Raw genomic sequence first — 14,833 nt, forward strand, 5'->3', positions numbered from 1 at the left:
ATTTTGTGGACAATATTAATCTGTTCGTGGTCAAAAAACAAAAAAACTTACATATCTAATCTTTTTTTTACTTAATACTATTTAAAAAACAACAATTACAAACCTTGTTTGAAAGAATTATGAAACAAAAGTCAAAGTACTTTGTCTTCAAAAACACTTAAAAAAACCTAAGCTTGTTTGAGGCTTAGGTTTTTTCCAATTAAATATCTTACATTTTTAATTTCTCAATTTCACGAATCACATTCACAATTCCTTTCAACGGTATTTTAACCCAATCGGGTCTATAATTAATTTCATAGCCTAATTCGTAAACGGCTTTTTCTAATAAGTAAATCAACATTAAAAAATTTATTTCATTATTATTCTTGAACAATGGATGTGGATGCCCAAAAGTATCCAAATACTTATCCATAAAAGTTTGCTGAATCAATTTATACCAGCGGTCTGCTACCGTTTGTACTCGATGAGGTTCAAATTTTAATGCAATAGCATCATTCAACATTTTTGCTGAAATAGCATAATGGTAGCTCCTAATCATTCCAGCTACATCTTTTAAAGGAGAATGTTTAATTTTCCTGTCGGTAATAGAGCTTTCTGGCTCTCCTTCAAAATCAATAATAATATAATCGTTTTGTGTAGCTAATACTTGTCCTAAATGATAATCTCCATGAATTCTGATTCTTTGAGAAAGAATTGGTTTAGTTAAAATTCCATCTGCAAATTCATCAATCAATTCTCTGGCTTCCATAAAATCCCAAGCTAATTTTCGGGTCACGGCATCTGTGATTTTTGTATAATTATCAATGAGCAGATTATATCTTTTATCTAAAAGGTTGGTTAATCTATCGTGCAAAAACTTACGATATGTATCATCAAAATTTACAGGAACAAACATTTTATCAGCTTCAGTATTGTACAAAGCCAAGTGCATTTCAGCGGTTCGTTGCGCCAGTAATTCTACTTGTTGAAATACTTCTTCTTTAATCGAAAATGATTTTGCCATAAAAGCGTCAACAAAATCTTCCAATTGTTCGCCCGTTTGTACCCAACTGTCTGCTTGATTTTCTACCATTCGCTGCATCATGCCAAGCGTAATATCTGGCTGACTTTCTTCTTTCCATACCAAACTCCCAGCAAAAGCAGGAATAAAAGCAAAATTAGAGTGTTCGGTAATGAATTCAACCATATCTACTTCAGGATTGGTTTCTGTAAACAATTTCCTGTAAAGTTTCAAGAAATACTTGTCACCAAAAACAATCGCAGAATTGGAAGAATCAACAGGTAAAACTCTTGAGGAAATTGGAGCATTAATATCTTCTCCTAAAAAACCCTTTCCACGGGTGAAATCTATTTTTCCATTGGCTTGCCCGATATTTTCAGCATGTGCTAAATGGTAAAATATTGCTTGTCGAAAACGTTCATCATAAATCGCATCTACAATAATTCCTCTTTTATTATTGATGTATGCCAAAGTAATAATTCCTTTTGGAGCAATATCTTTATTATGACTCGCATCAATGAATGAAACAGGTAATAAATAATTTTCAACCTCACCATCTTCATAAGAAACAGTCACAATCATCAACAATGCCATTGATTCTTCAATCGGAATTTCCAAAGCTGTTGTTACTTTAAAAGCCTTTTGAATTCTGGCTTTTCCAGCAAACCATCTACAAGTATTCATGTAAGCTGGCAAAACATTTTTCTCGAAATTACCGAAAAGCTCAGTATCTGCACGGATTTTTTCCCAAGCAATTTTTGAGTTTAGTGAGTTTATTTTTGACTGAATCATTATTTAGGAAGGAAATTTGATTTATAAAAATGGCATTTTATGAGTTTAAATTTAGAATATATTTATATTTAAAAAAAGTAGAATATTACTTTCTAAACTATTAAAAAAAAGATTACAATATTTCATCTTGCAATCTTTTGATAATCAACAACTTTAACAATTTGTTGATTTTTTTTTATTTTGAGGTTGTGTATTCAAAAAATTACTCCTACCTTTGCACCACGAAAAACGAACAATGATACTCACATCATCAAAAACGTTTTAACCCAATGGTCCGTTCGTCTAGGGGTTAGGACACGTCCCTTTCACGGATGAAACACGGGTTCGATTCCCGTACGGACTACAAGAAGTTAACAAGCCCTTCATATCAATATGGAGGGTTTTTAATTCTAATCACAAAAAATGTTTTGTGATAGTAAAGTGAAAATTATTATAACCCAATGGTCCGTTCGTCTAGGGGTTAGGACACGTCCCTTTCACGGATGAAACACGGGTTCGATTCCCGTACGGACTACAAAAACAATGGTAAACATTGTTTGAAGTTCATTAAAAGTAAATTTTATTATACCCCACAATGGTCCGTTCGTCTAGGGGTTAGGACACGTCCCTTTCACGGATGAAACACGGGTTCGATTCCCGTACGGACTACAAGAGCTATTTCAGCAAAATAAAACGACACTTTCATCCTGAAAGTGTCGTTTTATTTTTATTTACTACAGTTTTCAAATCCTTCGGTCTTTTTTCTCTCTTAAAAAATCTTATTTCTAGAAAATCAGTTTCTAATATTTAATAAAAATGCGCTAGTTTGTCTTCTTGTTCGTTATCAATAAAATTTAAGCTTACATTGCAAAGCTATTTACTATTTTAGTTATGAATTGAATCTAATTCCTTTAAAAATGAAAAAAACATTCTCGCTATTCTTTCTCATTTCTTTTGTTTCATGTGCACAACAATCGGATAAAAAGATTAATGATGTTTCAAAAAAGACACTGCCACTTCCTACAAAAACAATCACCAATACTCCTTTATCAATTAGTAATGTAGCAAAGGAAATCGCCATCCAAACAAAAGTAAATGAACTTCCATTGAACCTAATTGGTACTTTTAAAATACCTAGTTATACAAATGCCCAAGGTTATATCAGACCGAAATGGGCTGTATGGTGGAATTTTTGGGGAAAGCCTTTTACGGATAATCACCTTAATCCTTGGGACGTTGGTTTGATGGGCAATGCCACTATTGTACCAGAATTTTATCATGGAAATGGTAAAAGAGGTCTTGAATATATTCACTCTTATGACTTGGAACATGGAAGAGCTTGGCAAAAAGACATTGACCCTGTAGTTGGCAAAAGTTATCAAGAGTTTATTAGTACAATTCCTTATCAGCATAGATTTTTTGAGGGAAGCTTAGAAGGTGGTAAAAAATTGTCTAGTATTGGTATAGAAGGTGCTTATGATTTTGGACGTTCTACTGTTTTGGATGCTACTATGGGTTGGGGAGATAATATCAAAGGAAAATCACACAGAGGATTGGTGGCGATTGATGTTGAAGATGGAACAGCCGATTATGGTGATGAACTTCACAGAGCATTACTTATCGGCATGGCTGAAAATACTACAGGCGATATTTCTTCTGATTATGGAGGACCGATTAATACGTTGGGGTATATTCACGATAGAGATACTGGCGCAAATGCAATGTTCTATTATCCAGATAGTGAAGGCAATTATACCAGTAGAAAAGCTAAATTCTCTGAAGATTGGCAAGCATCCACCCCTCCTATTTCAATTCCTTCAAAGGGAGTTGTCAATAAAAGACCGATTGATTACCCCAATATTATTCCAAGTAACGAAGTTTCGTTTTATTCGAATGAATTTTCAAGACAGGGTGAAAATTTTGATTTAGGCAATGGAAATAGCATCATTATTAATAAATACGGAGTAACGAGAAATACTGAGCATTTCTTAGCCAGAGCAGGGACTTTGCTCGAATGGCAATCTTGGTACTGTAGATACAAACTTAATAATCGCCGAAATAAGATGTTAACCAAAGTGATTGCTGATAAAGGTCCAATAGGCTTAAATCCTTATGTAAAACTGGCTAATGGGAATATTGTTCCAGATGCAGTAATGGAACATAGAGGCAGAATGGCAGGAAGACGCTATGCTTTTGATATTGTTACAATCAATTACATGAATAATGTTGATTTACATCAATGGGATAAAAATTCATTTATTGATAATAAAGTACATGATACTTACATTGGTTTTTTTGCAGGAATAAAAATGTTAATGACAAATGGTGGTACTGATGCTTATCTTGACATGGTTCCTCAATATTGGGAAACCGAACAAAGTTACGACCATGTTCATTGGGTTAAACATAAGGCTGTAGAATGGGCAGATTCACCAAATATTCTACCTTGCCGTACAAAAGTAGGAAAGAAAAAACTAGAGGCTATGTGTTGGAGAACCGAAGGTATCGAACCAACTGAAGTATGGCTCAGAGCCAATGTAGATGGTGTTTATCAAGAAATACACATCACTCCAGACGCTTGGGAAACAACCAATCCTACTTATAAAAACACAGCATTAAAACAAATTCCCAAAGCTGATAAAGATTATTTTTATACTTTCCTGAATTTTAAGTAACAGAATCTCCTAAAAACAAAGCGGGTGAAGAAATAAATCTTCACCCGCTTTTACTATATTGTATCTAAAGACTAGACTAACAATTTGTATGGATCTTCCAATAATTGTTTGAAAGTCTGTAAGAAAGCAGCTCCTGTTGCACCATCAACTGTACGGTGGTCGCAAGTAAGTGTTACTTTCATTACGTTAGTAGCATAGAATTGTCCGTTTTTCACACCAACAGTTTCCTTGATACCACCAACTGCCAAAATACAAGATTCTGGTTGGTTAATGATAGAAGTAAACTCGTCGATACCGAACATACCCAAATTACTTACAGTGAAAGTATTTCCTTCCCAATCCTTAGGTTGTAATTGTTTATTTTTAGCTTTTCCACCTAAATCTTTCGCTTCAGCAGAAATCTGAGAAAGTGATTTAGTGTTAGCAAAACGAATTACTGGCACTAATAAACCATCTTCAACAGCCACAGCCATACCAATATGTACGTGATGATTAATTCTGATTTTATCGCCTAACCAATAAGAATTCACTTTTGGATGTTTAGTCAAGGCAGCAGCAGCAGCTTTGATTACCATATCGTTAAATGAAATTTTTACTGGTGAAATTTCATTCATTGATACTCTTGCAGCCATTGCTTTATCCATGTTGATTTCCATGGTTAAATAGAATTCTGGAGCAGAGAATTTAGATTCTGCCAAACGACGTGCAATCGTTTTACGCATCTGATTCACTGGGAATTCTTCATAACTTTCTTCGCCAGTAACTACTGGAACAAAAGCTGGTTTAGCCGCAGCAGCTTTTGCTGGTGCTTCTGCTTTCGGTGCAGCCGCAGCTGGAACAAAGCTATCAACATCAGCTTTAACTACTCTACCGTTTTCACCAGTTCCTTTTACTTGTGCAATATTAATACCTTTATCTTTCGCTAAAGCTTTTGCTAATGGAGAAGCTTTTACTCTTCCATCTGCATCAGATACAACTACAGTTTCTTCTACTTTTGCTGCTGGTGCAGGCGTTGCTGAAGCAACAGGAGCCACAGCTGCTGGAGCAGAAGCTGTTTTTCCACCACTTAATAAAGCTTGGAAATCAGCACCAGGTTCTCCGATTACTGCAATAACATCATCTACATTTACTGTTTTACCTTCTTCAATACCGATGTACAATAAAGTACAAGGATTGTATTTAGTAACATCAATGAAATTATCTAAATCAAATTCCATTGTAGCTTTATCGGTTTCAACTTCAGCCAAAAGAGCATCTCCCGCTTTAATTGAGTCACCAACTTTCTTTAACCAAGTAACCAAAGTACCTTCCATCATCGTGTCCGACATCTTAGGCATTCCAATTACTTCTGCTTTAATATTAGAAGTATCTACAGCTGGAGCAGCTGTTTCAGCCACTGCCGCTGGTGCTTCTGGAGTAGCAGGAACATCCGCTTTGGCAGGAGTACCGCCAGTCAAAAGATGTTCGTAAGCTTCACCGTTTTCACCGATAATAGCGATAATGCTATCTACTGGTACGGCCTTACCTTTCTCTAAACCAATGTATAAAATTCGGCAATCTTTGAAATTGCTCAAATCCATTCTTTCGTCCAAATCAAGCTCCATAGTCGCTTTATCTGTTTCGATTTCTGCAATCAAGCCGTCACCAGTCTTTAAAGGGTCACCAACTTTTTTGAGCCATTCTGCAACAACACCTTCTGTCATGGTGTCGCTCATTTTGGGCATGGTTATGATTTCTGCCATTTTTATTATTATAGGAAAATTTACTGTTTTTGGTAAATGGTTAAATAGCTATTTGCCAAATTGTGATTAACTCTGATAAAATTTGGGTAAATCAACAACTAAAAACTAATAAAAACAACTACACAACCAATTTAGAATTCAAAAATAAGGCTAAACACTTGCTTTCAAAAGCTATCTTGAAAAAATATAATTTTGTCTTCATTTTTCAATGTTTATTTATTTTATTTAGTCTTCCAATAAAAGCCGTCAATGTATTTTTATTACTTGAAACTTATTAAAATTCAATTTTTAAATAAAACAGCCCTAAATTTGTCTATGCTTAAACAAGTAATTTATTTAAAATCTTTCCTTACTCATTATCTTTGATTTCCTTCAAATAAATCAAAAACCTAAAAAGAAACCCTATCGGTATAAATAATAATATTTAAAATATGATGGACATCTCTACTTATGGAATTGTTTACCTTAAAGTACTAATCGCCTCAGGACTTTGCTTTCTTGCTTTCTTATCGTTCAGATTCAGAACAACGCTAGAACAACTTTTTAGTAATCTGGGAAAATTAAAATCTTTCCTGCTAATATCAGTCTTGTTTAGGATAATTCCATTTGTTATCATTTATATTGTACTTCATCTAAAGGCACAATCTGATGTTTATATTTTCTGGAAATCAGCACAAGAAGCCAGTAAATTCAAATTGGTTTACAGAGATTTTGAATCCTTGTACTCGCCTTTCTTTCCATATATTACCGCTTTGTTATTATATATTTGGGATACTGCCGAAGCTGTAACTTTAACAATGGTTTTAGTAGAATTATTGACTCTATGGCTTACGTTAAATACTTTCTCTTCCAAAAACCAAGCTTCTGATTTATTTAAAGCATTAATTTACTTACTCTTGCCAGCTCCTTTTGTTTTTTGTATTATTGGTGGGCAAGAAGATATTTGGATGTGGGGCTTCGCTTGTTTGATGATTTATTGTTGGCAAAGAAAAAAATCTGATTTGATATTAGGCATCATCACAGGTTTAGGATTATTAACCACCAAAGCCTTTTTTGTGTTATTTATTCCTTTAGTATTTCTGAAGGTCAATAATAAAATAAAATTTATCATTGGTAATTGCATCGTTGGTTTGCCAGTACTTATCTTTTTATTTTACTATGGTGGTACTTCTTTCTTGATGCCTATTCGCCTTGCTCAAGAACCGATGGCGCCTAATTTCTGGTCGATCGCTAATCCTTTTATTTGGTCATTAAATCTTACTAATAATATCAAACTTCTGAATTGGCTTGGGCTTTTCGTCATTCTTTCTTTTGCTTTATGGCAAACGTATTTAAGTAAGAATTTAAATATTCAGCAATTTGTACCAAAAATCTGGATAGTAATTTTTGGTTTGATGATGATTATTCAAATTGGTTCTTATGCCAATTATATTTTCATCTATGCAATGCCTTTACTTTTCGGCTTTAATTTTTTTAAAGATAAAAAATTCTTAATCATTACTTTTTTCATACAATTTGTCGCTGCTTTTCAACCTTCTTTATGGTTCAGAACGGGCAAACCTTTCCTTCAATTTAAAGATTTCGCTGAAATCCGTTTCACCTTAGAATACGCTTTTGAAATTATTATTTTCATTGGAGTATTATATTGGTTGAATTTGATAATCAGAAATAAAGGAAGTTTTGACTCTTTCAAGTAAAAAAAAAGCATTTTTTGCTTTCCATAGCATAAAACAATTAAATGAAATAACTCTCAAACAAAATACACATGAAAAAAAACGTTTTATTGCTTTGTTCACTTTTATTTGGTTATCAATTCGGAATGGCTCAACAGAAAAAAGACCAAATCAAACTTGTTGTTAAAGAAGCTGAAAACAAAGTAGATGTATTGGTAGATAACAAACCTTTTACTTCTTATTTCTATCCAAGTGATGCTATTCTAAAAAAACCAGTATTGTTTCCTATTCTCACATCGAAAGGCACGACCATTACACGTGGCTATCCTTTTGCTACTCGTGCTGGTGAAAGAGTTGACCACCCGCATCATGTTGGTATGTGGCTTAATTATGAATCTGTAAATGGATTCGATTTTTGGAATAACTCTACAGCAATCAAAGACCGCTCTAAATATGGAACAATTAAACATACTGGCATCGTAGAAAGTAAAGGTGGAAATGGCAAAGCTAGTTTAGCTGTTACGGCAGATTGGATTGATAATGACGGAAAAGGAAATTTATTATTGAAAGAAAAAACTATTTATGTTTTCCATTCAAAAGGTGACCAACGTATTATTGATAGAATTACAACTTTAACGGCACAAGATAAAGAAGTTGTTTTCAAAGACGTAAAAGATGGCTTTTTTGCCATCAGAGTAGCTCGTGAATTAGAACATCCATCTGATAAACCTGATGTTTTTGTTGATGCAAGTGGTATTGAAACCAAAGTTGATAAATTAGACAATACGGGCATTACTGGTAATTACAGAAGTAGCGAAGGCATCGAAGGTGAAAATGTTTGGAGTACACGTGGAAAGTGGACAAACTTAGCTGGAAAAATCAAAGATGAGGATATTTCTATCGCTATTATCGACCATCCAAAAAATGTAAATTATCCTACATTTTGGCATGCTCGTGGTTATGGTCTTTTTGCTGCCAATCCTTTGGGTGAAAAAGTTTTCAGCAAAGATAAAAAAGAATTAAATTTTACTTTAGCGCCAAAACAATCGGTTACTTTCCGTTATCGCACCGTGATTACTTCTGGAAAAGCTTCTGATGAAACATTAAATAAATTAGCGGCTGATTTTGCAAAATAGACTATCATAGATACTTCATACGTTTAAATAATAAAACATTTAATAGGTATGAAGTATCTTTTTTTAATCGCAATCTGTGTTGAAAGTATCTTTTTCCAATCAGATTCTTCTCTTTATGAAAGCAATGCCGACGCTTTTCTGAAATCTGCAATTGCCAATCAAGTCATTGATGCTCGAAATCCGAATTATGAATTATTAGATGCTGCTCTATTTCAGGCTAGTAATTTGCAAAGAAAGAAATATCGTCTCCCGCTCTTTTCATATTCTCCGATATTACACCGTATCGCTAGTGAACACTCAGAAGCAATGATTTCCAAGAATTTCTATAGCCACGAGAATCCTTACAGTAAAAACAATAGAAATTTATCGAAAAGAGTATTGAGCCAAACCAATGAGTTTTCTCAAATGGCTGAAAATATTGCGGAATTTGACATCATCCAGTCGAAGTACGATACTTTTTGTATTATTGAACCCAAAAGAAAAGGTGGAGATTTTCAATATATTGATTGCAACACAGAAAGACCAATCCCAATGCAAACCTATAAAGAACTGGCAACCAATATTGTAAACGAATGGATGAGTTCGCCCGGACATCGTGCCAATCTTTTAAACAAAAATTATAAAGTAATGGGATGCGCCATTCGTCTTAGTAAAAATCCATACAAAACTGAAAACAGTCCTTTTAGTAGAATCACACAAAATTTTGGAGGATAAATCACAGATTGACAAATACTTTCGGTTATATTTTCAATTTTGAGAAAATACATCCATGACTTTTGAAGCTCTTTTTAATATCTTTGTAGGATTGCACTAATTACCAACAAGGATTTAAAACATAAAATACATATAATGAAATTAACTTTTTGGGGAGCTACGAGGCAGGTGACGGGTAGTATGTATTTACTTGAATTAGATGATGAGTTTAAGATTCTAATTGATTGTGGAAGAAATATGGGGCGAGAAGTTGATTATACACAACCTGTTACCAATAAAGCATTTTTCCCTTTTGAGGCCTCTCAAGTAAATTTAGTTCTACTTACACACGCACATATAGATCATTCTGGAAATATACCCATGTTATATCGTGAAGGTTATGAAGGGCAAGTACTTTGTACTTCAGCAACCGCTGATTTAACTAGTCTTTTATTATACGATGCGGCTAACTTAAACTTAAAAAAAGTAAAACAAGCCGAAGGAGATAGCAAGAAGAAGAAAAAAAAGATGGATAGATTGCTCATCAAGGGCGATTTATATCTACAAAAAGATGTTGAAGATGCCATGGCAAATTTTGTCACACTTCAATTTCATAGACGTTTCAGAGTTGCTGATAATGCTTGGGTGACCTTTATTCCTGCTGGACATTTACTTGGTGCAGCACACATTATCGTTGAAGTGCAAGAAAATGGTGAAATGAAAAGTATCTGTTTTTCTGGAGACATTGGTAGAAAAGATTATCCACTTCATATTGACCCTTCTACTGAAATTCCAGAAGTAGATTATTTACTCTGTGAAACTACTTATGGTGGCAGATTGCACGAAGATAAAAAAACGCCAGAAGATGCTTTAGCGGAAATTATTCAACGAACTTGTATTGATATTCCGGGAAGATTAATTATCCCAGCTTTTTCAATTGGTAGAACGCAAGCGTTACTTTATACTTTAAACAGATTGTATTCTGAAAAAGGCTTTACTCCTATTAAAGTATTCAGTGATAGCCCTTTAGCTTATGCTTCTACTAAAGTTTATCAGAAAAACATCAAGCAACTCAACAAAGAAGCCAGAGATTTTCAAGAAGAAAATGATTCTTTATTTGATTTTGAAAATTTACAATACATTCAAAGTGAAAAATCTAGTAAAGCCATTTCGAATTATGCCGAGCCTTGTATTATTATTTCGGCTTCAGGAATGATTTCTGGTGGTAGAGTAGAACAACACATTGCAGCCAATATCAACAATGTATATTGTACTATTTTATTGGTAGGTTATTCTTCTGAAGGCACTTTAGGTTGGCGTTTAATGAACGGACAGAAATCCCTAAAAATCAAGGATGTAGAATACCCAGTACTAGCAAATGTTGAGAAAATAGATATTTTTTCGGGTCATGGAGACCAAACAGATTTACTTAATTTTGTCAAAAAACAATCGCCTAAAAAGCTTAAAAAAGTATTTTTAATTCATGGCGAAGAAGAAAGTATGAATACTTTCAAAGCTTTGCTTGAAGACGAAGGATATTCTGATATCGAAATTCCAGAAATGGGACAAGAATATATTTTATAGTAAAAGAAAAGACTGCTCAAATCTCAAAAATTTGGTCAGTCTTTTCTTTTAGGTTGATATTTGTCTAATTTTGCGAGAATATTTTTTAAACTTCAGTTAAAATCACTGAAATTTACCTTTCCTAAAAATAGTCAACGGATAATTTTATAACCGTAAAAAACTAAATATGCGTACTTTATTAGATTTTGAAAAACCCATTGCCGAGCTAGAGTCGAAACTAGCTGAAATGAAAAAATTGGCAATTGATAATAATGTTGATGTTACTGTTGCGGCTTCGCAATTGGAAGCAAACATCGAACAATTAAAAAAAGAAACTTTTACAAATCTAACCCGCTGGCAAAGAGTACAGCTTTCTCGTCATCCAGAACGCCCTTACACTTTAGATTATATCGAAAATATCTGTGATGAATTTATCGAAATTTATGGCGATAGAAACGTTGGAGACGATAAAGCAATGGTTGGTGGTTTTGGTAAAATTGATGGCGAAACGGTCATGATTATCGGTCAGCAAAAAGGTAGAAATACCAAACAACGTCAATTACGTAATTTCGGAATGCCAAATCCTGAAGGTTATCGTAAAGCACTTCGCTTAATGAAAATGGCGGAAAAATTTGGAAAACCTATCGTTACTTTAATTGATACTCCGGGTGCTTTTCCTGGCTTAGAAGCCGAAGAACGTGGTCAAGGTGAAGCAATCGCAAGAAATATCCGTGATATGTTCATGTTGAAAGTACCTGTAATTTGTATTATTATTGGTGAAGGTGCTTCGGGTGGTGCATTAGGTATTGCCATTGGCGACAGAGTATTGATGTTAGAAAATACTTGGTATTCTGTAATTTCTCCAGAATCTTGTTCTTCAATTTTATGGCGTTCTTGGGATTTCAAAGAACAAGCAGCAGAAGCATTGAAACTAACAGCAACGGATATGTTAAACAATGGTTTAGTCGATGGAATTATTCCTGAACCACTTGGCGGCGCACATCTTGACTATGCAACTGCCACACAAACCGTTAAAAAAGTAATTCTAAATACTATTTCTGAACTTCAAAAACTTAGTCCAATCGAAAGAATCAACCAAAGAGTTGATAAATTCGGTGGCATGGGTGCATACAATTAGTGAAAAATATCATCTTCGATTTAGGAAACGTCATTATCGACATTGACTTTGAAAGAACATTCAAAGCTTTTACTGAAATCTCTGAAAATGTAAATTGGCGAGAAAGTGAAAGAATTTTGAAAGAAAAACAAATCTGGTCGAGATACGAAAAAGGGCAATTGACTGATGCTGAATTCAGAGCGGAGATTCGTGAAGAACTCAAAATCAGTGCAAGTGATGAACAAATTGATACTGCTTTTTGCGGTTTATTGATGAACATCGACCCTGCGAGAATTGAACTCATCAAAAAATTAGCAACAAAATATAAAATTTATATCCTTTCAAATACTAGTCATATCCATTTTTTGGAAGTTGAAAGAATTTTAGAACGTTGTGCAGGCGTAAAACACTTCAGTGAAATTTTTGATCATGTTTTTCTATCTTATGAGATGGGAAAACTAAAACCTGAAGTGGATATTTATGAAGAGGTACTCAAACAAGCAAACCTTGTTGCTTCTGAAACCTTATTCTTGGATGACCTGTTAGCAAATTTAGAAGGAGCAGCTACTTTAGGTATTCAAACCAAGCAAATTGTTCCCCAAGAATTTACGATTTTAGATTTATTTTCAAATGAAGTATAAAAAAGAGATTATTCAAGCGGTTCTTTTCATCGTTACTTTAATCACAACAACCTTGGCAGGCGCAGAAGCAATGACTGCCAAGGCTTTTTTCTTTGTACCAGAGCCCTACCTCCTTCATTTTCCGGACGATTTCTGGCAAGGATTAAATTTCTCTTTACCCTTCTTAGGCATTCTTACTTGTCATGAATTTGGTCATTATTTCACGGCAAGATATTATAAAATTAAAACATCGCTTCCTTATTATATTCCAATGTGGCTCAGTGCTTTGTCAACAAGTATTGGTACTTTAGGAGCTGTCATTCGCATTACAGGGAAAACTCGTTCAAGAAAACAGTATTTTGATATTGGAATCGCTGGGCCATTAGCAGGTTTTGTGGTGGCTTTGGTTGTTTTGTACTATGGATTTACACATCTTCCTCCATTTGAACACATCTTTACAGTACATCCAGAATATCAACAATTTGGGAAAAACTATCCAAGTGAAGTAATGAGAATCCCCAAATTTATGAATGGACAATTAGTCTTGGGCGATAATTTACTCTTCAAATTCTTTAAAAATTACGTTGCCGACCCCAACCTTTTGCCTCCTAATTTTGAAATCATGCACTATCCTTTGATTTGGGCTGGATATTTATCATTGTTTTTTACAGCATTGAATTTGTTTCCAATCGGACAATTAGATGGCGGACATATTTTGTATGGATTAATTGGTAAAAAGAATTTCAATATCGTTTCTCCAGTTATTTTTATCGCTTTTGCCTTTTTTGCAGGTTTTGGATTGTTCACGATTGAAGACATTAAAAACATCGGAGCAACAGGTTATTATCAATCTGAGTCAGATTTTTTTACTTGGCTATTGGCTTATGTACTTTTCCTAAGAATTTGTTTTTCAAGAATTTCCGATAATCAACTTACTTCTTGGGTATTAAGTTTAAGCGTAGTTGTTGGTCAATTATTGTTAACTTACATACCATCTGTTGCAAGCATACAAGGTTTTTCAGGCTTTTTGCCATTTTTATTTTTACTTGGTCGATTTTTAGGAATTTATCATCCAGAAGTTGAAATTGATGAACCATTAGATTTCAAAAGACAATTATTAGGTTGGCTTTCATTGATTATTTTTATTCTTTGCTTCACACCTTATCCATTTATGCAAATTGATTTTTCTGCTAAATAATTGACTATTGGTTTTGAAAGCATTAATTTCAAAACATAGCCAATCGTTATTGAACACAAATATTAATTTTCAATTCATATTAAAATGTTTAATTTTTTATTCAAATTTCTTTTCAAACTAGCTGGCTGGAAATTAGTTGGTGAGTTTCCCAAACATATTAAAAAAAGTATTTTGATTGTTGCTCCACATGCACAATCAGTTGATTTTCCAGTAGGAATTGGCGCTCGTGCTGCGATTGGTGTAAAAATGAGCTTTCTTGGCAAAAAAGAATTATTTGAAGGTCCGTTTGGTTGGATGTTCCGTTGGCTTGGTGGTTATCCTGTCGATCGTTCAAGTAATAATCAAGTAGTAAAAGCTGTGACTACTTTATACAATTCTAAAGAGGAATTACATTTAGTAATTGCACCAGAAGGAACAAGAAAAGATGTCGATAAATTAAAAATGGGCTTTTACTTTATTGCAAAAAACTCAGAAATCCCAATTATAATGATTGGTTTTGATTACTCTATTAAAGGAATTGTAATCAGTGAACCTTTTTATACAAGCACTGATTCTCATGCTGATTTAAAACAAATTGCGCTATTTTTCGATAAAATAGGTGGCTACAAAAAAACTTGGGTGAGCAATTACTTAAAATACTAAAAC

11 protein-coding genes and 3 tRNA genes are annotated in these 14,833 nt (G+C 33.9%); 12 read left to right on the plus strand and 2 right to left on the minus strand.

Translation table 11 applies throughout. From position 1 onward, the window contains the following. Positions 1 to 208: 208 nt before the first annotated feature. Positions 209 to 1,792: a putative maltokinase gene (locus VB798_RS18805; RefSeq protein ID WP_323261176.1), complete on the minus strand. Its 1,584-nt coding sequence runs from the start codon at positions 1,790 to 1,792 to the stop codon at positions 209 to 211. Between the two features lie 271 nt (positions 1,793 to 2,063). On the opposite strand from VB798_RS18805, the gene VB798_RS18810 reads away from it, so the two are divergent. The 4 genes from VB798_RS18810 (at position 2,064) to VB798_RS18825 (ending at position 4,446) form a co-directional block, all read left to right on the plus strand. Next, positions 2,064 to 2,135, plus strand: a tRNA-Glu gene (locus VB798_RS18810). Between the two features lie 99 nt (positions 2,136 to 2,234). Beyond that, positions 2,235 to 2,306, plus strand: a tRNA-Glu gene (locus VB798_RS18815). Positions 2,307 to 2,368: 62 nt separating this feature from the next. Continuing rightward, positions 2,369 to 2,440: transfer RNA gene (locus VB798_RS18820), tRNA-Glu, on the plus strand. Between the two features lie 248 nt (positions 2,441 to 2,688). After that, positions 2,689 to 4,446 (plus strand): hypothetical protein, encoded by a 1,758-nt coding sequence (locus VB798_RS18825; RefSeq protein ID WP_323261178.1) that lies wholly within the window; start codon positions 2,689 to 2,691, stop codon positions 4,444 to 4,446. A 71-nt stretch (positions 4,447 to 4,517) separates the two neighbouring features. Here VB798_RS18825 and VB798_RS18830 read toward each other — a convergent pair whose 3' ends face one another. Then, on the minus strand, positions 4,518 to 6,188 hold the full coding sequence (locus VB798_RS18830) for a 2-oxo acid dehydrogenase subunit E2 (RefSeq protein WP_323261180.1): 1,671 nt from the start codon (positions 6,186 to 6,188) through the stop codon (positions 4,518 to 4,520). Between the two features lie 431 nt (positions 6,189 to 6,619). Between VB798_RS18830 and VB798_RS18835 the strand changes: the two genes are divergently transcribed. From VB798_RS18835 to VB798_RS18870, 8 genes are all read left to right on the plus strand, one after another. Further along, positions 6,620 to 7,885, plus strand: coding sequence for a hypothetical protein (locus tag VB798_RS18835; RefSeq protein ID WP_323261182.1), 1,266 nt, complete (start codon positions 6,620 to 6,622; stop codon positions 7,883 to 7,885). Between the two features lie 68 nt (positions 7,886 to 7,953). Continuing rightward, entirely contained in the window at positions 7,954 to 8,997 is a 1,044-nt protein-coding gene (locus VB798_RS18840) for a DUF6807 domain-containing protein (protein WP_407654173.1), read from the plus strand. Positions 8,998 to 9,045: 48 nt separating this feature from the next. Further along, positions 9,046 to 9,711 carry a CAP domain-containing protein gene (locus tag VB798_RS18845; protein WP_323261184.1) on the plus strand — a complete coding sequence of 222 codons (666 nt, stop codon included), beginning with the start codon at positions 9,046 to 9,048 and terminating at the stop codon, positions 9,709 to 9,711. A 135-nt stretch (positions 9,712 to 9,846) separates the two neighbouring features. Next, positions 9,847 to 11,274 (plus strand): MBL fold metallo-hydrolase, encoded by a 1,428-nt coding sequence (locus VB798_RS18850; RefSeq protein WP_323261186.1) that lies wholly within the window; start codon positions 9,847 to 9,849, stop codon positions 11,272 to 11,274. 166 nt (positions 11,275 to 11,440) lie between these two features. After that, positions 11,441 to 12,391 carry an acetyl-CoA carboxylase carboxyltransferase subunit alpha gene (locus tag VB798_RS18855; protein WP_323261188.1) on the plus strand — a complete coding sequence of 317 codons (951 nt, stop codon included), beginning with the start codon at positions 11,441 to 11,443 and terminating at the stop codon, positions 12,389 to 12,391. Further along, positions 12,391 to 13,011, plus strand: a complete 621-nt coding sequence (locus VB798_RS18860) for an HAD family hydrolase (protein ID WP_323261190.1) — start codon at positions 12,391 to 12,393, stop codon at positions 13,009 to 13,011. Before VB798_RS18855 ends, VB798_RS18860 begins: the two co-directional genes overlap by 1 nt. Next, positions 13,001 to 14,188, plus strand: coding sequence for a site-2 protease family protein (locus VB798_RS18865; protein WP_323261192.1), 1,188 nt, complete (start codon positions 13,001 to 13,003; stop codon positions 14,186 to 14,188). Before VB798_RS18860 ends, VB798_RS18865 begins: the two co-directional genes overlap by 11 nt. 84 nt (positions 14,189 to 14,272) lie before the next feature. Beyond that, entirely contained in the window at positions 14,273 to 14,830 is a 558-nt protein-coding gene (locus tag VB798_RS18870; RefSeq protein ID WP_323261194.1) for a 1-acyl-sn-glycerol-3-phosphate acyltransferase, read from the plus strand. The last annotated feature ends 3 nt before the right edge of the window (positions 14,831 to 14,833 follow it).

It is taken from the genome of Arcicella lustrica (assembly GCF_034930985.1).
Taxonomy (GTDB): domain Bacteria; phylum Bacteroidota; class Bacteroidia; order Cytophagales; family Spirosomataceae; genus Arcicella; species Arcicella lustrica.

Coding starts and splice junctions, on each gene's coding strand:
- VB798_RS18805 (WP_323261176.1), bottom strand. CDS start 1,792: ATGATTCAGTCAAAAATAAACTCACTAAACTCAAAAATTGCTTGGGAA.
- VB798_RS18825 (WP_323261178.1), top strand. CDS start 2,689: ATGAAAAAAACATTCTCGCTATTCTTTCTCATTTCTTTTGTTTCATGT.
- VB798_RS18830 (WP_323261180.1), bottom strand. CDS start 6,188: ATGGCAGAAATCATAACCATGCCCAAAATGAGCGACACCATGACAGAA.
- VB798_RS18835 (WP_323261182.1), top strand. CDS start 6,620: ATGATGGACATCTCTACTTATGGAATTGTTTACCTTAAAGTACTAATC.
- VB798_RS18840 (WP_407654173.1), top strand. CDS start 7,954: ATGAAAAAAAACGTTTTATTGCTTTGTTCACTTTTATTTGGTTATCAA.
- VB798_RS18845 (WP_323261184.1), top strand. CDS start 9,046: ATGAAGTATCTTTTTTTAATCGCAATCTGTGTTGAAAGTATCTTTTTC.
- VB798_RS18850 (WP_323261186.1), top strand. CDS start 9,847: ATGAAATTAACTTTTTGGGGAGCTACGAGGCAGGTGACGGGTAGTATG.
- VB798_RS18855 (WP_323261188.1), top strand. CDS start 11,441: ATGCGTACTTTATTAGATTTTGAAAAACCCATTGCCGAGCTAGAGTCG.
- VB798_RS18865 (WP_323261192.1), top strand. CDS start 13,001: ATGAAGTATAAAAAAGAGATTATTCAAGCGGTTCTTTTCATCGTTACT.
- VB798_RS18870 (WP_323261194.1), top strand. CDS start 14,273: ATGTTTAATTTTTTATTCAAATTTCTTTTCAAACTAGCTGGCTGGAAA.